Origin of the sequence: Pseudomonas sp. S3E12 (assembly GCF_001702295.1) — a bacterium.
GTDB classification, from domain to species: Bacteria; Pseudomonadota; Gammaproteobacteria; order Pseudomonadales; family Pseudomonadaceae; genus Aquipseudomonas; species Aquipseudomonas marginalis.
Window position 1 is genome coordinate 79,480 of record NZ_MBDT01000021.1, and the last position, 18,385, is coordinate 97,864.

Below are 18,385 nucleotides of genomic sequence, written 5' to 3' on the forward strand. Positions count from 1 at the left end.
GGGGGCGACCTGTCAGAATTTCAACTCTGACCGTTCAGTCGCCTTGACTATCGGCAAATCGGTGTTACAACCAATAGAACCCACAGTGGGTAAAAAAGGTCCGCGCAGTCAACCTTATTTATTCGGGTTAGGACGGATAAACTGGATGATACTCCAGTGATGGAGTCTGGTGCAGAGGGATATGGGTATGTCTGGCGTCAAGATCAGTGGCAAGGTCAAGTGGTTCAACAATGCCAAAGGGTATGGTTTTGTTGTAGAGGACGGGAAGTCCGAAGATCTCTTTGCGCATTATTCAGCGATCAACATGGAAGGATACAAGACGCTGAAGGCGGGCCAACCTGTGGAGTTTGAAATCATTCAAGGACCGAAAGGGCTGCACGCCGTCGAAATTTGTGCAGCCTGCGCAGCTACACCCGAAAAAGCCCACGACGAAACACATGAAACGAAGCGCAAAGCAGAACAGCCCACTCAACCAAAAAAGAAACAAACGGCCTGATCTGCTTTTGAGTAACAGCCTGTAAAAAAACCGGCCATCCTGAATGGCCGGTTTTTTATAACGCTGACTTACATATGCGAAATCAGCGCATCCCCAAAGCCCGACGACGACACCAGCTTCGCACCGTCCATCAGGCGCTCGAAGTCATAGGTCACGGTCTTGGCCGAGATAGCGCCGTTGGTGCCCTTGATGATCAGGTCGGCCGCTTCGGTCCAGCCCATATGACGCAGCATCATTTCCGCCGACAGGATCAATGAGCCCGGGTTGACCTGGTCCTTGCCCGCATACTTGGGCGCAGTGCCGTGGGTGGCCTCGAACATGGCCACGGTGTCGGACAGGTTGGCACCCGGCGCAATCCCGATACCGCCCACCTCTGCCGCCAGGGCGTCGGACAGGTAGTCGCCGTTCAGGTTGAGGGTCGCGATCACGTCATACTCGGCCGGACGCAACAGGATCTGCTGGAGCATGGCATCGGCGATGGCATCCTTGACCACCACATTCTTGCCGGTCTTCGGGTTCTTGAACTGCATCCACGGGCCGCCGTCCAGCAGGGTCGCACCGAACTCTTCAGCCGCCACTTCGTAGGCCCATTCCTTGAAGGCGCCTTCGGTGAACTTCATGATGTTGCCCTTGTGCACGATGGTCAGCGAGTCGCGATCGTTATCCACTACATATTGCAGGGCCTTGCGCGCCAGGCGCTTGGTACCTTCCAGCGATACCGGCTTGATCCCAATGCCGCAATCCTGGTCGAAACGAATCTTGGTGACGCCCATTTCCTCCTTGAGGAACTTGATGACCTTGGTCGCTTCCGGCGAGCCGGCCTTCCACTCGATCCCGGCGTAAATGTCTTCGGAGTTTTCGCGGAAAATGGTCATGTCCACGTCGCCTGGTTTCTTGACCGGGCTGGGCACACCTTCGAACCAGCGCACCGGGCGCAGGCAGACGTAGAGGTCGAGTTGCTGGCGCAGGGCCACGTTCAGCGAACGAATGCCGCCCCCTACCGGAGTGGTCAGCGGCCCCTTGATGGACACCACGTAATCCTTGACCGCATCCAGGGTTTCCTGGGGCAGCCAGGTGTCCTGGTCGTAGACTTGGGTCGCTTTCTCGCCGGCGTACACCTCCATCCAGGAGATCTTGCGCTTGCCGCCGTAGGCCTTTTCAACAGCTGCGTCGACCACCTTGATCATCACCGGGCTGATGTCGACGCCAATACCGTCACCTTCGATATACGGGATGATCGGTTGGTCAGGAACATTGAGAGAATGGTCTGCATTGACGGTGATTTTGTCGCCGACTGCCGGAACCTGAATCTTCTTGTATCCCATGCTGAACTCCATCTATGGATTGAACATCTGGCTGCGTTCGAGCCTACTCCAGATAAATGGCGACTGAAACCTCGCGCCATGCTCATTTGCATCGAAAACAGCATAAATTGTCGCCTACAAGCCTGAAAGCAAAGGGAAAAGCGCCAATCTTGAGCACTTCGTGCGACTTTAGGCGTAACCCGGTACCTGCGACCTTTAGACCAATGGACGACACACCTTTTGTATGAAGGCTCGGCGTAAGCATAGCGACCTATGTATAATGCCGCCGCTGACCAAAGAGTCACGATGGCAGACCGCTCTGGAACAGGGCCCTCCGCTACAAAGCAGGACTAATACAATAGTCCACCCGCTTGACGCTCGACTGATGCAACCCAACATCACCGCGAAGAAACCTCGACCTTTCGCTCATGGATGACTTTGAACGAACGCGCTCCACCCGGCGCATCTCGAGTTTCTGCGCACGCTTTCAGCAAAGAAGAGAGTTAATCCGAATATGCCCACCCGCTCGAAGATCATCTACACCTTCACCGACGAAGCCCCAGCCCTCGCCACCTATTCACTGCTGCCTATCGTAGAGGCCTTCACCGCTTCCGCTGATATTGCCGTGGAAACCCGCGACATCTCCCTCGCAGGGCGCATCCTCGCAAGCTTCCCCGAGCAACTGGGCACCAAGGCCGTACCGGACCACCTCGCCGAACTGGGCGACCTGGCCGTTACCCCTGAAGCCAACATCATCAAGCTGCCTAACATCAGCGCCTCGACCCCGCAGCTGCAAGCGGCGATCAAGGAACTGCAGGCCCAGGGCTACGCCCTGCCGGACTACCCGGAAACCGTAACCACCGACGCGGAAAAAGAAACCCGTGCCCGTTACGACAAGGTCAAGGGCAGCGCCGTGAACCCGGTACTGCGCGAAGGCAACTCCGACCGCCGCGCGCCGCTGTCGGTCAAGAACTACGCTCGCAAGCACCCGCACAAGATGGGCGCCTGGGCTGCGGACTCCAAGTCCCACGTTGCCCACATGAGCAACGGCGACTTCTACGGCAGCGAAAAAGCCGTGCAAATCGAAGCCGCTGACGAGGTCAAGATCGAGTTGGTCGCCCAGGACGGCACCACCACCGTCCTGAAAGAAAAGACCACCGTCAAGGCCGGCGAAATCATCGACAGCGCGGTACTGAGCAAGAAAGCCCTGCGCAGCTTCATCGCCGCTGAAATCGAAGACGCCAAGAAACAAGGCGTGCTGCTGTCGGTCCACCTGAAAGCCACCATGATGAAGGTCTCCGACCCGATCATGTTCGGCCAGATCGTTGCCGAGTTCTATAAAGACGCCCTGGCCAAGCACGCAGACGTGCTGGCACAGATCGGCTTCAACCTGAACAACGGCATCGGCGACCTGTACGCCCGCATCAAGGCCCTGCCGGCCGAGCAGCAGGCGCAGATCGAAGCTGACATCCAGGCGGTCTACGCCGCTCGCCCTTCCCTGGCGATGGTCAACTCCGACAAAGGCATCACCAACCTGCACGTGCCGAGCGACGTCATCGTCGACGCCTCGATGCCGGCCATGATCCGTGACTCCGGCAAGATGTGGGGCACCGACGGCCAGCTGCACGACACCAAGGCCGTGATCCCGGATCGCTGCTACGCCACCATCTACCAGGCGGTGATCGAAGAGTGCAAGGCCAACGGCGCCTTCGACCCTACCACCATGGGCAGCGTGCCGAACGTTGGCCTGATGGCGAAAAAAGCCGAAGAGTACGGCTCCCACGACAAGACCTTCCAGGTCAAGGCTGACGGCGTCGTCCGCGTGACCGACAGCAAGGGCAACCTGCTGATGGAACAGAAAGTCGAAGCCGGCGACATCTTCCGCATGTGCCAGACCCAAGACGCACCGATCCAGGACTGGGTCAAGCTGGCCGTCAACCGCGCCCGCGCCAGCAACACCCCGGCCATCTTCTGGCTGGACCCCAAGCGTGCACACGACGGCGTCGTGGTCGAGAAAGTCCAGGCCTACCTGAAAGACCACAACACCGAAGGCCTGGACATCCGCATCATGTCGCCGGTCGACGCGATGAAGTTCACCCTGGAACGTACCCGCAAGGGCCTGGACACCATCTCGGTGACCGGCAACGTGCTGCGTGACTACCTGACCGACCTGTTCCCGATCATGGAGCTGGGCACCAGCGCCAAGATGCTGTCCATCGTGCCGCTGATGAATGGCGGCGGCCTGTTCGAAACCGGCGCCGGCGGCTCGGCACCGAAGCACGTGCAACAGCTGCTGGAAGAGAACTTCCTGCGCTGGGATTCCCTTGGCGAGTTCCTGGCCCTGGCCGCTTCCCTCGAGCATTTGGGTGTGACGTACAACAACCCTAAAGCCCTGGTGCTGTCCAAGACCCTGGACCAGGCCACCGGCCAGTTCCTCGACAACAACAAGTCGCCATCGCGCAAAGTCGGCAACATCGACAACCGCGGCAGCCACTTCTACCTGGCGCTGTACTGGGCCCAGGCCCTGGCCGCCCAGACCGAAGACACGGCACTGCAAGGCCAATTCAGCGAACTGGCCAAGACCCTGGCCGCGAACGAAGCAACCATCGTTGCCGAGCTCAATGCCGTACAGGGCAAGCCAGTGGACATCGGCGGCTACTACGCGCCGAACCCGGAGCTGACCAGCAAGGCCATGCGCCCAAGCAACACCCTCAACGCGGCAATTGCCAAGTTGAAGTAAGGTTGTAAGGATGCAAAGAAGCCCCGGCCCTGCGCCGGGGTTTCTGTTTCTACCGCTCAACAGAAGAAACCGGATTCAATGTGGGAGAGTGCTTGCCCCTCCCACACTGGCCGCAATTCTGCCCAAACACCGCGTCATATCTTGAATCGAGCCCCCCCATGACCTGGCAACCCCACATCACCGTCGCCACCATCGTCGAAGATAACGGCAAATTCCTGATGGTCGAAGAACTCAAGGGCGGCCGCGCCGTGCTCAACCAGCCTGCCGGCCACCTCGACCCAGATGAGACCCTGACCGAGGCCGCCGTGCGCGAAACCCTCGAGGAAACCGGCTGGGACGTGGAAGCCACCGGCATCGTCGGCATCTACCTGTACACCGCACCCAGCAACGGGGTTACCTATCAACGCGTCTGCTTTATTGCCAAGGCACTGAAACACCATCCGGACTATCAACTGGACGAAGGCATCCTGCGCGCCCGCTGGCTGAGCCGTGACGAGCTGATGGCCGTGCGCGACGCCTGGCGCAGCGAGCTGATCATCCGCTGTATCGATGATTATCTGGCCGGCCAGCGTCACAGCCTGGAATTGATCCGCCCTTCTCTTTAGCCTTGCGGGCCCAGGCCTGTTAGAATCGCGTCCTTTTTCAAGACACCCGTTGAAACCCTATGCGTGATCCAGCCCCTTCTGACACACAAAAGAAGCGCGTCATCGTCGGCATGTCCGGCGGCGTGGATTCTTCCGTTTCCGCCGTTCTGCTCATGGAGCAGGGTTATGAGGTGGAAGGCCTGTTCATGAAGAACTGGGAAGAAGACGATGGAACGGAATATTGCACCGCCATGGACGACCTGGCGGACGCCCAGGCCGTGTGCGACAAGATCGGTATCAAGCTGCACACCGCCAACTTCGCCGCCGAGTACTGGGACAACGTGTTCGAGCACTTCCTGGCCGAATACAAGGCCGGTCGCACGCCGAACCCGGACATCCTGTGCAACCGCGAAATCAAGTTCAAGGCGTTCCTCGACTACGCCATGATCCTTGGCGCCGACCTGATTGCCACTGGCCACTACGTGCGTCGCCGCGACATCGATGGCCGCACCGAACTGCTCAAGGGCCTGGACCCGAACAAGGACCAGAGCTACTTCCTGCACGCCGTCGGCGGTGAACAGATCGCCAAGACCCTGTTCCCGGTGGGCGAGCTGGAAAAGCCCGAAGTGCGCAGGATCGCCGAGCAACACGGCCTGGCGACCGCCAAGAAGAAGGACTCCACCGGGATCTGCTTTATCGGCGAGCGCCGCTTCAGCGACTTCCTCAAGCAGTACCTGCCGGCGCAGCCGGGCGAGATCAAGACCACCGACGGCGAAGTGATCGGCCGTCACCATGGCTTGATGTACCACACCATCGGCCAGCGCCAGGGCCTGGGCATCGGCGGCTTGAAGGATGCCGGCGAAGAGCCGTGGTACGTGCTGGTCAAGGACCTGGAGCACAACGTGCTGATCGTCGGCCAGGGCAATGAACACCCGCTGCTGTTCTCGGGCGCACTGCTGGCCTCGGAGATCTATTGGGTCAACCCGATCGACCTGAGCGCCCCGCGCCGCCTGACGGCCAAGGTACGCTATCGCCAGAGCGACCAGCCCTGCACCCTGGAAAAAACCGCGACGGGCTACCGCGCCACCTTTGATGACCCGCAACGTGCGGTCACCCCTGGCCAGTCCGTGGTGTTCTATGACGGCGAAATCTGCCTGGGCGGCGGCGTGATTGAAGTCGCCGAAGCCTGGAGCAACCCGGCATGAGCCCGACCCAGGAGCAATTGACGGCACTCGGCGGGGTATTTCTTTCCGCCGTGCTGGTGGACAAGATCGCCAAGACCGGCCAGGTCACCGAAGCCGGCCTGACCTGCATGCTCGGCAGCCTGCTGATCCGCGACCCCAAGGACACCCTGGAAGTCTACGGCGGCGACGACCTCGCACTGCGTGAAGGTTATCGCGCCCTGATCGGCGCCCTGGAGCGCGACCCCAGCACCTTGCAGCGCGAGCCGCTGCGCTACGCCCTGTCGATGCTCGGCCTGGAGCGCCAGCTGGCCAAGCGCGAAGACATGCTGGAAACCATCGGCAAACGCCTGCCACAGATCCAGTCCCAGGTAGAACACTTCGGCCCGGCCCACGAAAACGTGATCGCCGCCTGCGGTGCGCTGTACCAGGACACCTTGAGCACCTTGCGCCAACGCATCCAGGTGCACGGCGACATGCGCAACCTGCAGCAACCGAACAACGCCTCGAAAATCCGCGCACTGCTGCTCGCCGGCATTCGTTCGGCGCGGTTGTGGCGGCAATTGGGCGGTCATCGTTGGCAACTGGTGATCAGCCGACGCAAATTGCTCAAAGAGCTTTACCCGTTGATGCGCAACGAATAAGTCGCACCGACAGGCTATTTTCAAGCCGTTACGCGTAATACGCCGGTCAGTTGGCAACGGACCGGCGGATTTTTTCATGTATGATACGCGCCCCATTTCGTTGCCCGACTGTCCGAGAACACCCCATGCAGCTCTCTTCGCTCACTGCGGTTTCCCCTGTTGACGGCCGCTACGCCGGCAAAACCCAGGCCCTGCGCCCTATTTTCAGCGAATACGGCCTGATCCGTGCTCGTGTACTGGTTGAAGTGCGCTGGCTCCAGCGCCTGGCCGCTCACCCCGCCATCAGCGAAGTGCCGGCGTTCTCCGCCGAAGCCAACGCTGTACTCGATGCACTGGCGGACAACTTCTCCCTGGAGCACGCCGAGCGTGTGAAAGAGATCGAGCGCACCACCAACCACGACGTCAAGGCCATCGAATACCTGCTCAAGGAGCAGGCGGCCAAGCTGCCGGAACTGGCCCAGGTCAGCGAATTCATCCACTTTGCCTGCACCAGCGAGGACATCAACAACCTGTCCCACGCCCTGATGTTGCGCGAAGGCCGTGATGACGTGATGCTGCCACTGATGCGCCAGACCGCCGAAGCCATCCGCGAGCTGGCCATCCGTTTCGCCGACGTGCCGATGCTGTCGCGTACCCACGGCCAGCCGGCGTCGCCGACCACCCTGGGCAAAGAACTCGCCAACGTGGTGTACCGCCTGGAGCGCCAGATCGCTCAAGTCGCAGCAGTCCCACTGCTGGGCAAGATCAACGGCGCTGTCGGCAACTACAACGCCCACCTGTCGGCCTACCCGGAGATCGACTGGGAAGCCAACGCCCGCGCCTTCATCGAAGACGAACTGGGCCTGGGCTTCAACCCGTACACCACGCAGATCGAACCCCACGACTACATCGCCGAACTGTTCGACGCCATCGCGCGCTTCAACACCATCCTGATCGACTTCGATCGCGATATCTGGGGCTACATCTCCCTGGGCTACTTCAAGCAGCGCACCATTGCCGGTGAAATCGGTTCGTCGACCATGCCGCACAAGGTCAACCCGATCGACTTCGAAAACTCCGAAGGCAACCTCGGCATCGCCAACGCCCTGTTCCAGCACCTGGCCAGCAAGTTGCCGATCTCCCGCTGGCAGCGCGACCTGACCGACTCCACCGTACTGCGCAACCTCGGCGTGGGCTTTGCCCACAGCGTGATCGCGTACGAAGCCAGCCTCAAAGGCATCAGCAAACTGGAGCTCAACGCGCAGAAAATCGCCGCTGACCTGGACGCGTGCTGGGAAGTACTGGCCGAGCCGATCCAGACCGTGATGCGCCGCTACAACATCGAAAACCCTTACGAGAAGCTGAAAGAGTTGACCCGTGGCAAGGGCATCAGCCCTGAAGCACTGCAAACTTTCATCGACGGCCTGGACATGCCAGCCGCGGCCAAGGCCGAGCTGAAACTGCTCACCCCAGCCAACTACATCGGCAACGCTGTAGAGCAAGCCAAGCGCATCTGATTCGCGCAAGCCCCCTTGAGACGCCCGGCCGCGCCGGGCGTTTTTATTTCAGTCTGAAAAGTGCTTTTTTTCAATAGGTTACACATGAATCCTGATATCCCTCTTCAACTTCTGGGCGGCATCACGGCACGGGAATTCCTGCGCGACTACTGGCAGAAAAAACCGCTGCTGATCCGCCAGGCGATCCCTGACTTCGAAAGCCCGATCGACGCCGACGAACTCGCCGGCCTGGCCCTGGAAGAAGAAGTCGAATCGCGCCTGGTGATCGAACACGGCGAACGCCCGTGGGAACTGCGCCGCGGCCCGTTCGCCGAAGACGCCTTCAGCACCCTGCCTGAGCGTGAGTGGACCCTGCTGGTGCAGGCGGTCGACCAGTTCGTGCCGGAAGTGGCCGAGTTGCTGGAGCAGTTCCGCTTCCTGCCAAGCTGGCGCATCGACGATGTGATGATCAGCTTTGCCGCACCCGGCGGCAGCGTAGGCCCGCACTTCGACAACTACGACGTATTCCTGCTGCAAGCCCAGGGCAAGCGCAACTGGAAGATCGGCCAGATGTGCAGCTCCGAAAGCCCACTGCTGCAACACGCCGACCTGCGCATCCTCGCCGAATTCGAAGAAAGCGCCGAATGGGTGCTGGAACCGGGCGACATGCTCTACCTGCCGCCACGCCTGGCGCATTTCGGCATCGCCGAAGATGACTGCATGACGTACTCGGTGGGCTTTCGCGCCCCAAGCGCCGCAGAAGTACTGACCCACTTCACCGACTTCCTCGCCCAGTACCTGACCGACGAAGAGCGCTACACCGACGCCGACGCGCAGCCGGTCAGCGACCCGCACCAGATCCAGAGCGACGCCCTCGACCGCCTCAAGAGCCTGCTGGCCGAGCACATGAGCGACGAGCGCATGCTGCTGACCTGGTTCGGCCAATTCATGACCGAGCCGCGCTACCCGGAACTGGTAGCAGGCGAAGAACTGGGCGAAGACGACTTCATCAACAGCCTGCAGGACGGCGCGATCCTGGTGCGCAACCCAAGCGCGCGCATGGCCTGGTCGGAAGTCGACGATGACGTCCTGCTGTTCGCCAGCGGCCAGAGCCGTTACCTGCCGGGCAAACTGCGCGAACTGCTGAAACTGGTCTGCGCCGCCGATGCCCTGCACGCCGAAAACCTCGGCGAATGGCTGTTGGACGAAGACGCCCGTGACCTGCTGTGCGAGCTGGTCAAGCAAGGAAGCCTGGGGTTTGCCGATGAATAGGATTCACGTAGGTGTCGCGGACTGGCATAAGGATATCGCCGAGATTCGGCGCATTCGTGAAGCGGTATTTATCGCTGAACAATCGGTTCCACCTGAGCTTGAGTGGGATGCGGACGACGCAGACGCAGTGCATTTCCTTGCATTCGAAGGCGACTTTCCGATTGGCACCGCGCGCCTGCTGCCCAGCGGCGAGATCGGCCGGGTGTCGGTGCTCAAGGACTGGCGCGGGCTGAAGGTCGGCGACAAGCTGATGGAAGCGGTGATTGGCGTGGCCGAGCAACGGGGCCAGACCAAGCAGTTCCTGAGTGCGCAGGTGTATGCGGCGCCGTTCTATGAGCGACTGGGCTTCAAGATCGTCAGCGAGGAATTCCTGGAAGTCGGGATTCCCCATGTCGATATGGTGCGCGGGGCCTGATCCCTGCTGTAAGGGCTTGCCCGTGGTGAGCGGGCTTGCCCCGCGCTGGGCTGCGCAGCAGCCCCAAACCAAACGCCGCATTCTTTCCGTAAGAACGCGGCGTTTTTTATAGGGGCTGCTACGCAGCCCAGCGCGGGGCAAGCCCGCTCACCACAGGCAAGCCCGCTCACTACACCCCAGGCCGACAAACTGGCACTATCAAGCCTAACCGACTCGCAGAGATAACGGACATGTCCCTACGCACCCTGCTCACCGCCCTCCTCCTCACCGCCAGCTGCTCGGCAATGGCCGACACCGAAGTCGTCAACCTGAGCAACCGCACCAGCACCGACCTGCTCCCGGTTGCACAGAACTTCATCGGCAAGGACGGCACCGTCAGCGCCTACGGCAACCAGCTTATCGTCAACGCTGCCCCCGGCAAGATCCAGGACCTGCGCGCGCTGCTCGCCCAGCTGGACACACCGGCCAAGCGCCTGCTGATCACCGTCGATACAAATGAAAACAACCAGCAGAACAGCGGCGACAGCCAGACCCGTATCATCAGCTACGGTACCGCCAGCCGCGACGGCGGCATCCAGCAGATCCAGGCCAGCGAAGGCGTGCCCGCCCTGATCCAGGTCGGCCAGAGCGTGCCACTGACCACAACCCAACCCGACGCCTACGGCCGTCCGCAGAACCAGACCCAGTACCGCAACGTCACCCAGGGCTTCTATGTCACCGCCAGCGTCACCGGCGAGACCGTGCACCTGGCGATCAGTACCAACCGTGACCGCATGAGCCAGGAACGTCCCGATGTAGTGAATGTGCAAAGTACCGACACAACCGTCAGCGGGCGCCTTGGCGAATGGATCCCCCTGGCCGGCATCAACCGCGAGACCCAGGCCGACAAATCCTCCACAACCCGCAGCTACTCTACCCAGGGCCGCGATGACCTGACATTGCGGGTCAAGGTCGACACCCTGAACTGAAGCACCAAAAACTGACTGATGAGTCGTATTAGACTAAAGATGTAGTGCCTGAAAAAAAGCACTACAAAACATTTGACGATCCAAAAAAGCATGGGCATGATGGCCTCGCTCCCGCTAATCAGGGGCCCTGGCAAGGGCCTTCGGATCGCCGCTCCAAGCTACCCACCCGAGCCGATTCGTGTCTGTACCGCCCACAAGGTGTGTTTGACGAGGTTGCGACTGGAACGAAGTTGTCCCGAGGGACGGAAGCTAACCAGGTAACCCGGCTACACACTGATGAATCGTACAAAGGCCCACGATGCCCGAAGACCGTTCGCAGTTCGCCCTTACCTGCTCAACTCCCCCTTGAGCCATCGTTCATCCCGTCGCCTGCCCCGCCGAACTTGACTTGAACACCTGAGCTTCTGGTCAGCGAGCAGCCATAACCACGCATTCACTACGTGGCTGGCAAATGGAATTTTCCACCTAGACCTATGCGACGAGGTTTTCCCCCATGGCACTGACACGCGAACAGCAAATTGCAGCCCTCGAGAAAGACTGGGCTGAAAACCCACGCTGGAAAGGCGTAACCCGCGCTTATTCCGCTGCTGACGTCGTCCGCCTGCGTGGCTCGGTTCAACCTGAGCACACCTTTGCAAAACTCGGCGCCGAGAAGCTGTGGAAGCTGGTCACCCAAGGTGCCAAGCCGTCCTTCCGCCCCGAGAAAGATTTCGTCAACTGCATGGGCGCCCTCACTGGCGGCCAGGCAGTCCAACAGGTGAAAGCCGGTATCCAGGCAATCTACCTGTCCGGCTGGCAAGTGGCAGCGGACAACAACTCCGCTGAATCCATGTACCCCGACCAATCGCTGTACCCGGTGGACTCCGTGCCGACCGTGGTCAAGCGCATCAACAACTCGTTCCGTCGTGCCGACCAGATCCAGTGGAAAGCCGGTAAAGGCCCGGGTGATGAAGGCTACATCGACTACTTCGCGCCCATCGTGGCCGACGCCGAAGCCGGTTTCGGCGGCGTACTGAACGCCTATGAGCTGATGAAGAGCATGATCGAGGCTGGCGCGGCCGGCGTGCACTTCGAAGACCAACTGGCTTCGGTGAAGAAATGCGGCCACATGGGCGGCAAGGTACTGGTACCGACCCAGGAAGCCGTACAGAAGCTGACCGCTGCCCGCCTGGCGGCTGACGTTGCCGGCACGCCGACCATCATCCTGGCCCGTACCGATGCCAACGCTGCAGACCTGCTGACTTCGGACTGCGACCCGTACGACCAGCCGTTCGTGACGGGCGAACGTACCCAGGAAGGTTTCTACAAAGTGCGCGCCGGTCTCGACCAGGCCATCGCCCGCGGCCTGGCCTACGCGCCGTACGCCGACCTGATCTGGTGCGAAACCGCCAAGCCGGACCTGGACGAAGCCCGCCGCTTTGCCGAAGCGATCAAGAAGGAATACCCGGACCAGCTGCTGTCCTACAACTGCTCGCCTTCCTTCAACTGGAAAAAGAACCTGGACGACGCGACCATCGCCAAGTTCCAGCGCGAACTGTCCGCCATGGGCTACAAGCACCAGTTCATCACCCTGGCCGGCATTCACAACATGTGGCACAGCATGTTCAACCTGGCGCACGACTACGCCCGCAACGACATGACTGCCTACGTGAAGCTGCAGGAACAGGAATTCGCTGACGCCGCCAAGGGCTACACCTTTGTGGCCCACCAGCAGGAAGTCGGCACCGGCTACTTCGACGACATGACCACCGTGATCCAGGGCGGCACCTCGTCCGTGACCGCGCTGACCGGTTCGACCGAAGAAGAGCAGTTCCACTGATCGATGTGAGTACACGGCCACGGCGGACCCGTTAAAGAGCTAACCGCAGTGCCGCACGACAATCACGCCCCGACTGGTTCGGGGCGTTTTTTTTGCCGGTACACATCACGCTGACTCACCAAAGCCAAATGTTGGAGGAGGCAACCCCTCCCACATGAGGAACCCTCGCAACCTGAAGATTTTGTACAAAACCTTGATCCAGAGCGGTATTCGCAGCAGATAAATCAGTTAAAAGATCCGCTCCAACAACTCGCGCTAATCAGGCAAGTAACGGCAACTTACTCCGCTGTATGAGAAACAATCGCTTAAACCCCACGCAAACAATATTCATTATCATTTAGAGTCTAAAAACTTCGTTACAGGTTAAACAAAACACATTTGATCAAATGCCCGCTAATGCCCGCCCCGCAAGGGCTACAGCCCCAAGAAGGTGCACTATGTGCTTATTCCATCGAATAATTTCGCCCTAGGAATTTTACTTGCCCGGTGTTTAGCCATAAAATCACCGCGATTGATTGCAGTGCGACATATCGTCACTGCATCGTTACTTTTTCGAGCTCAGAGACCTTTGCTCTCTGTTAAGGATTTCCAGCATGACCGAAGCGACAGGACTCATGGCCCACAACTGGGGCTTTGCCATTTTCCTCCTCGGTGTTGTCGGCCTTTGCGCCTTCATGCTCGGTGTGTCCAGCCTCCTCGGGTCAAAAGCCTGGGGCCGCAGCAAGAATGAACCGTTCGAATCCGGCATGCTGCCTACAGGTGGCGCCCGCTTGCGGCTCTCAGCCAAATTCTATCTGGTCGCGATGCTCTTCGTGATCTTCGACATCGAAGCCCTCTTTCTCTTTGCCTGGTCTGTGTCCGTCCGCGAAAGCGGCTGGACCGGATTCGTCGAAGCCCTCGTTTTCATAGCAATTCTGTTGGCAGGCCTTGTCTACCTATTTCGAGTGGGCGCCCTTGACTGGGCTCCGGAAGCTCGTCGTAAGCGGCAAGCGAAGCTGAAACAATGAGGCTTTGGCGATGCAATACAATCTCACCAGGATCGACCCGGATGCTCCTAACGAGCAGTACCCCATCGGCGAACGGGAAACCGTTTCCGATCCGTTAGAAGACCAAGTCCACAAGAACATCTACATGGGCAAGCTCGAAGACGTGCTGAGTGGCGCGGTCAACTGGGGACGTAAGAACTCCCTGTGGCCGTACAACTTCGGCCTTTCGTGCTGCTACGTGGAAATGACCACCGCCTTCACGGCGCCCCACGACATCGCGCGCTTTGGCGCCGAAGTTATCCGGGCATCACCGCGCCAGGCGGATTTCATGGTTATCGCCGGTACCTGCTTTATCAAGATGGCGCCGATCATTCAGCGTCTCTACGAGCAAATGCTCGAGCCGAAGTGGGTTATCTCCATGGGTTCGTGCGCCAACTCCGGTGGCATGTACGACATCTACTCCGTGGTTCAGGGGGTGGACAAGTTCCTGCCCGTGGACGTCTACGTGCCTGGCTGCCCGCCCCGCCCCGAAGCATTCCTGCAAGGCTTGATGCTGTTGCAGGAATCGATTGGCAAGGAGCGTCGCCCGCTTTCCTGGGTCGTCGGCGATCAAGGCGTGTACCGCGCCGAGATGCCGTCGCAAAAGGAACAGCGCCGCGAACAGCGAATCGCAGTCACCAACCTGCGCAGCCCCGACGAAGTCTGATCCAGCACCGCTTCTTTTATAGAACGAAAACCTGGCTTCATTCTTTACGTTGACCGAAAGCGATAAAAAACCATGACTACAGGCAGTGCTCTGTACATCCCGCCTTATAAGGCAGACGACCAGGATGTGGTCGTCGAACTCAATAACCGTTTTGGCCCTGACGCCTTCACCGCCCAGGCCACACGCACCGGTATGCCGGTGCTGTGGGTGGCGCGTACCAGGCTCGTCGAAGTCCTGACCTTCCTGCGCAACCTGCCCAAGCCGTACGTCATGCTCTATGACCTGCATGGCGTGGACGAGCGCCTGCGCACCAAGCGCCAGGGCCTGCCGAGCGGCGCCGATTTCACCGTGTTCTATCACTTGCTGTCGATCGAACGTAACAGCGACGTGATGATCAAGGTCGCACTGTCCGAGAGCGACCTGAGCGTGCCGACCGTGACCGGTATCTGGCCGAACGCCAGCTGGTACGAGCGCGAAGTCTGGGACATGTTCGGTATCGACTTCCCGGGCCACCCGCACCTGACGCGCATCATGATGCCGCCAACGTGGGAAGGTCACCCGCTGCGCAAGGACTTCCCTGCCCGCGCCACCGAATTCGACCCGTTCAGCCTCAACCTCGCCAAGCAGCAGCTTGAAGAAGAGGCCGCGCGCTTCCGTCCGGAGGACTGGGGCATGAAGCGCTCCGGCACCAACGAGGACTACATGTTCCTCAACCTGGGCCCGAACCACCCTTCGGCCCACGGTGCCTTCCGCATCATCCTGCAACTGGACGGCGAAGAAATCGTCGACTGCGTACCGGACATCGGCTACCACCACCGTGGTGCCGAGAAGATGGCCGAGCGTCAGTCGTGGCACAGCTTCATCCCGTACACCGACCGTATCGACTACCTCGGCGGCGTGATGAACAACCTGCCGTACGTGCTCTCGGTCGAGAAGCTGGCCGGCATCAAGGTCCCGGACCGCGTCGACACCATCCGCATCATGATGGCCGAGTTCTTCCGGATCACCAGCCACCTGCTGTTCCTGGGTACCTATATCCAGGACGTCGGCGCCATGACCCCGGTGTTCTTCACCTTCACCGACCGTCAGCGCGCCTACAAGGTCATCGAAGCCATCACCGGTTTCCGCCTGCACCCGGCCTGGTACCGCATCGGCGGCGTCGCCCACGACCTGCCGAATGGCTGGGAACGCCTGGTCAAGGAATTCATCGACTGGATGCCCAAGCGCCTGGACGAATACCAGAAGGCTGCGTTGGACAACAGCATCCTCAAGGGCCGTACCATCGGCGTCGCCCAGTACAACACCAAGGAAGCCCTGGAATGGGGCGTCACCGGTGCCGGCCTGCGTTCCACCGGTTGCGATTTCGACCTGCGCAAGGCGCGTCCGTACTCGGGCTACGAAAACTTCGAGTTCGAAGTACCGCTGGCCGCCAATGGCGATGCCTACGACCGTTGCATCGTGCGCGTCGAAGAAATGCGCCAGAGCCTGAAGATCATCGAGCAGTGCATGCGCAACATGCCGGCCGGCCCGTACAAGGCGGATCACCCGCTGACCACGCCGCCGCCGAAAGAGCGCACGCTGCAGCACATCGAAACCCTGATCACGCACTTCCTGCAGGTTTCGTGGGGCCCGGTAATGCCGGCCAACGAATCCTTCCAGATGATCGAAGCGACCAAGGGTATCAACAGTTATTACCTGACGAGCGATGGCGGCACCATGAGCTACCGCACCCGGATACGTACCCCAAGCTTCGCCCACTTGCAGCAGATCCCTTCGGTGATCAAAGGCGAGATGGTCGCGGACTTGATTGCGTACCTGGGTAGTATCGATTTCGTTATGGCCGACGTGGACCGCTAAGCATGAACAGCACGCTTATCCAGACAGACCGTTTCACCTTGAGTGAAACCGAGCGCTCGGCCATCGAGCACGAGCTGCATCACTACGAAGACCCGCGCGCGGCGTCGATCGAAGCCTTGAAGATCGTCCAGAAGGAACGTGGCTGGGTGCCGGACGGCGCCCTCTACGCCATCGGCGAGATCCTCGGCATTCCCGCCAGCGACGTTGAAGGCGTGGCGACGTTCTACAGCCAGATCTTCCGCCAGCCGGTCGGCCGCCACATCATTCGCGTGTGCGACAGCATGGTCTGCTACATCGGTGGCCACGAATCAGTGGTCAGCGAGATCCAGGCCAAGCTGGGCATCGGCCTCGGCCAGACCACCCCGGACGGCCGCTTCACGCTGCTGCCGGTGTGCTGCCTGGGCAACTGCGACAAGGCGCCGGCGTTGATGATCGACGACGACACATTCGGTGACGTGCAGCCTGCTGGCGTGACCCAATTGCTCGAGGGCTACCCATGACCCTGACTTCCTTCGGCCCGGCCAACCTGATCAAGCGTTCGGCCGAGACCCACCCGCTGACCTGGCGCCTGCGTGACGACGGCGAGCCGGTATGGCTTGACGAGTACCAGGCCAAGAACGGCTACGCCGCTGCGCGCAAGGCCTTCGCCGACATGGCCCAGGACGACATCGTCCAGACCGTGAAGGACGCCGGCCTCAAGGGTCGCGGCGGTGCAGGCTTCCCCACCGGTGTTAAGTGGGGCCTGATGCCCAAAGACGAATCCATCAACATCCGCTACCTGCTGTGCAACGCGGATGAAATGGAACCCAACACCTGGAAAGACCGCATGCTGATGGAGCAACTGCCCCATCTGCTGATCGAAGGCATGCTGATCAGCGCCCGCGCGCTGAAAACCTACCGTGGCTACATCTTCCTGCGCGGCGAATACACCACCGCCGCCAAGCACCTCAACCGTGCCGTGGCAGAAGCCAAGGCCGCAGGCCTGCTGGGCAAGAACATCCTCGGTTCGGGCTTTGACTTCGAACTGTTCGTGCACACCGGCGCCGGGCGTTACATCTGCGGCGAAGAAACCGCACTGATCAACTCCCTCGAAGGCCGCCGCGCCAACCCGCGCTCCAAGCCGCCCTTCCCTGCCGCCGTGGGCGTGTGGGGCAAGCCGACCTGCGTGAACAACGTCGAGACCCTGTGCAACGTGCCGGCGATCATCGCCGACGGCGTGGACTGGTACAAATCGTTGGCCCGCGAAGGCAGCGAAGACATGGGCACCAAGCTCATGGGCTTCTCCGGCAAGGTCAAGAACCCTGGCCTGTGGGAGCTGCCGTTCGGCGTGACCGCACGCGAGCTGTTCGAGGACTACGCCGGCGGCATGCGCGACGGCTACACCCTCAAGGCCTGGCAGCCAGGCGGCGCCGGCACCGGCTTCCTGCTCCCCGAGCACCTCGACGCACAGATGTATGCCGGCGGCATCGGCAAGGTGGGCACCCGGATGGGTACCGGCCTGGCGATGGCGGTGGACAACACCGTGAACATGGTCTCGCTGCTGCGCAACATGGAGCAGTTCTTTGCCCGTGAATCCTGCGGCTTCTGCACCCCATGCCGCGACGGCCTGCCGTGGAGCGTCAAGCTGCTGATGGCCCTGGAAAACGGCGAAGGCCGCGAGGGTGATATCGAAACCCTGCTGGGCCTGGTCGGTTTCCTCGGCCCAGGCAAGACCTTCTGTGCTCACGCACCGGGCGCCGTGGAGCCATTGGGCAGCGCAATCAAATACTTCCGCTCGGAGTTCGAAGCCGGCATCGCGCCCACCAGCGCCGCCGTCCCGCCTCTGGCAAGGCCGATCGTAGTCGGCGCGTAACGCTTAAACAGGCGAAGGGTCCGTGCCCTTCGCCTGCTCATGTGCTGACGCCGTGAAGGCTGTGTAGATGCACATGAATAACAAGA

Annotated in this window: 16 protein-coding genes; 15 read left to right on the forward strand and 1 reads right to left on the reverse strand. The window is 60.6% G+C overall.

Annotated elements, in window-relative coordinates:
* The first annotated feature begins 187 nt into the window (after nucleotides 1–187).
* Entirely contained in the window at nucleotides 188–496 is a 309-nt protein-coding gene (gene cspD / locus BB029_RS17025; protein WP_065940421.1) for a cold shock domain-containing protein CspD, read from the forward strand.
* A gap of 68 nt (nucleotides 497–564) precedes the next feature.
* Here cspD and icd read toward each other — a convergent pair whose 3' ends face one another.
* Entirely contained in the window at nucleotides 565–1,821 is a 1,257-nt protein-coding gene (icd, locus tag BB029_RS17030) for an NADP-dependent isocitrate dehydrogenase (RefSeq protein WP_027606337.1), read from the reverse strand.
* Nucleotides 1,822–2,314: 493 nt separating this feature from the next.
* On the opposite strand from icd, the gene BB029_RS17035 reads away from it, so the two are divergent.
* From BB029_RS17035 to nuoF, 14 genes are all read left to right on the forward strand, one after another.
* Complete coding sequence (locus BB029_RS17035) at nucleotides 2,315–4,540, forward strand: NADP-dependent isocitrate dehydrogenase (protein ID WP_065940067.1); 2,226 nt, start codon at nucleotides 2,315–2,317, stop codon at nucleotides 4,538–4,540.
* Between the two features lie 158 nt (nucleotides 4,541–4,698).
* Complete coding sequence (locus BB029_RS17040; RefSeq protein ID WP_065940068.1) at nucleotides 4,699–5,145, forward strand: NUDIX hydrolase; 447 nt, start codon at nucleotides 4,699–4,701, stop codon at nucleotides 5,143–5,145.
* Between the two features lie 59 nt (nucleotides 5,146–5,204).
* Entirely contained in the window at nucleotides 5,205–6,329 is a 1,125-nt protein-coding gene (gene mnmA, locus BB029_RS17045) for a tRNA 2-thiouridine(34) synthase MnmA (RefSeq protein ID WP_065940069.1), read from the forward strand.
* The gene (hflD, locus tag BB029_RS17050) at nucleotides 6,326–6,949 is read left to right on the forward strand and encodes a high frequency lysogenization protein HflD (protein ID WP_027606331.1); all 624 of its coding nucleotides are present in this window, start codon (nucleotides 6,326–6,328) and stop codon (nucleotides 6,947–6,949) included. The genes mnmA and hflD overlap by 4 nt, the downstream gene beginning before the upstream one ends.
* A gap of 125 nt (nucleotides 6,950–7,074) precedes the next feature.
* On the forward strand, nucleotides 7,075–8,445 hold the full coding sequence (gene purB, locus BB029_RS17055; RefSeq protein ID WP_027606330.1) for an adenylosuccinate lyase: 1,371 nt from the start codon (nucleotides 7,075–7,077) through the stop codon (nucleotides 8,443–8,445).
* Nucleotides 8,446–8,529: 84 nt separating this feature from the next.
* Entirely contained in the window at nucleotides 8,530–9,696 is a 1,167-nt protein-coding gene (locus tag BB029_RS17060) for a cupin domain-containing protein (protein WP_027606329.1), read from the forward strand.
* Nucleotides 9,689–10,111: a GNAT family N-acetyltransferase gene (locus tag BB029_RS17065; RefSeq protein ID WP_065927066.1), complete on the forward strand. Its 423-nt coding sequence runs from the start codon at nucleotides 9,689–9,691 to the stop codon at nucleotides 10,109–10,111. Before BB029_RS17060 ends, BB029_RS17065 begins: the two co-directional genes overlap by 8 nt.
* A 230-nt stretch (nucleotides 10,112–10,341) precedes the next feature.
* The gene (locus BB029_RS17070; protein WP_027606327.1) at nucleotides 10,342–11,079 is read left to right on the forward strand and encodes a secretin N-terminal domain-containing protein; all 738 of its coding nucleotides are present in this window, start codon (nucleotides 10,342–10,344) and stop codon (nucleotides 11,077–11,079) included.
* Between the two features lie 493 nt (nucleotides 11,080–11,572).
* The gene (gene aceA / locus BB029_RS17075) at nucleotides 11,573–12,898 is read left to right on the forward strand and encodes an isocitrate lyase (protein ID WP_003219577.1); all 1,326 of its coding nucleotides are present in this window, start codon (nucleotides 11,573–11,575) and stop codon (nucleotides 12,896–12,898) included.
* Between the two features lie 593 nt (nucleotides 12,899–13,491).
* Complete coding sequence (locus tag BB029_RS17080) at nucleotides 13,492–13,905, forward strand: NADH-quinone oxidoreductase subunit A (RefSeq protein ID WP_003219575.1); 414 nt, start codon at nucleotides 13,492–13,494, stop codon at nucleotides 13,903–13,905.
* Nucleotides 13,906–13,915: 10 nt separating this feature from the next.
* Nucleotides 13,916–14,590, forward strand: coding sequence for an NADH-quinone oxidoreductase subunit B family protein (locus tag BB029_RS17085; RefSeq protein WP_003174719.1), 675 nt, complete (start codon nucleotides 13,916–13,918; stop codon nucleotides 14,588–14,590).
* A gap of 72 nt (nucleotides 14,591–14,662) precedes the next feature.
* On the forward strand, nucleotides 14,663–16,447 hold the full coding sequence (gene nuoC, locus BB029_RS17090) for an NADH-quinone oxidoreductase subunit C/D (RefSeq protein ID WP_065940070.1): 1,785 nt from the start codon (nucleotides 14,663–14,665) through the stop codon (nucleotides 16,445–16,447).
* A gap of 2 nt (nucleotides 16,448–16,449) precedes the next feature.
* Nucleotides 16,450–16,947, forward strand: coding sequence for an NADH-quinone oxidoreductase subunit NuoE (gene nuoE / locus BB029_RS17095; protein WP_010566874.1), 498 nt, complete (start codon nucleotides 16,450–16,452; stop codon nucleotides 16,945–16,947).
* On the forward strand, nucleotides 16,944–18,299 hold the full coding sequence (nuoF, locus tag BB029_RS17100) for an NADH-quinone oxidoreductase subunit NuoF (protein ID WP_027606325.1): 1,356 nt from the start codon (nucleotides 16,944–16,946) through the stop codon (nucleotides 18,297–18,299). Before nuoE ends, nuoF begins: the two co-directional genes overlap by 4 nt.
* Nucleotides 18,300–18,385 lie beyond the last annotated feature (86 nt).

Coding starts and splice junctions, on each gene's coding strand:
- cspD (WP_065940421.1), top strand. CDS start 188: ATGTCTGGCGTCAAGATCAGTGGCAAGGTCAAGTGGTTCAACAATGCC.
- icd (WP_027606337.1), bottom strand. CDS start 1,821: ATGGGATACAAGAAGATTCAGGTTCCGGCAGTCGGCGACAAAATCACC.
- BB029_RS17035 (WP_065940067.1), top strand. CDS start 2,315: ATGCCCACCCGCTCGAAGATCATCTACACCTTCACCGACGAAGCCCCA.
- BB029_RS17040 (WP_065940068.1), top strand. CDS start 4,699: ATGACCTGGCAACCCCACATCACCGTCGCCACCATCGTCGAAGATAAC.
- mnmA (WP_065940069.1), top strand. CDS start 5,205: ATGCGTGATCCAGCCCCTTCTGACACACAAAAGAAGCGCGTCATCGTC.
- hflD (WP_027606331.1), top strand. CDS start 6,326: ATGAGCCCGACCCAGGAGCAATTGACGGCACTCGGCGGGGTATTTCTT.
- purB (WP_027606330.1), top strand. CDS start 7,075: ATGCAGCTCTCTTCGCTCACTGCGGTTTCCCCTGTTGACGGCCGCTAC.
- BB029_RS17060 (WP_027606329.1), top strand. CDS start 8,530: ATGAATCCTGATATCCCTCTTCAACTTCTGGGCGGCATCACGGCACGG.
- BB029_RS17065 (WP_065927066.1), top strand. CDS start 9,689: ATGAATAGGATTCACGTAGGTGTCGCGGACTGGCATAAGGATATCGCC.
- BB029_RS17070 (WP_027606327.1), top strand. CDS start 10,342: ATGTCCCTACGCACCCTGCTCACCGCCCTCCTCCTCACCGCCAGCTGC.
- aceA (WP_003219577.1), top strand. CDS start 11,573: ATGGCACTGACACGCGAACAGCAAATTGCAGCCCTCGAGAAAGACTGG.
- BB029_RS17080 (WP_003219575.1), top strand. CDS start 13,492: ATGACCGAAGCGACAGGACTCATGGCCCACAACTGGGGCTTTGCCATT.
- BB029_RS17085 (WP_003174719.1), top strand. CDS start 13,916: ATGCAATACAATCTCACCAGGATCGACCCGGATGCTCCTAACGAGCAG.
- nuoC (WP_065940070.1), top strand. CDS start 14,663: ATGACTACAGGCAGTGCTCTGTACATCCCGCCTTATAAGGCAGACGAC.
- nuoE (WP_010566874.1), top strand. CDS start 16,450: ATGAACAGCACGCTTATCCAGACAGACCGTTTCACCTTGAGTGAAACC.
- nuoF (WP_027606325.1), top strand. CDS start 16,944: ATGACCCTGACTTCCTTCGGCCCGGCCAACCTGATCAAGCGTTCGGCC.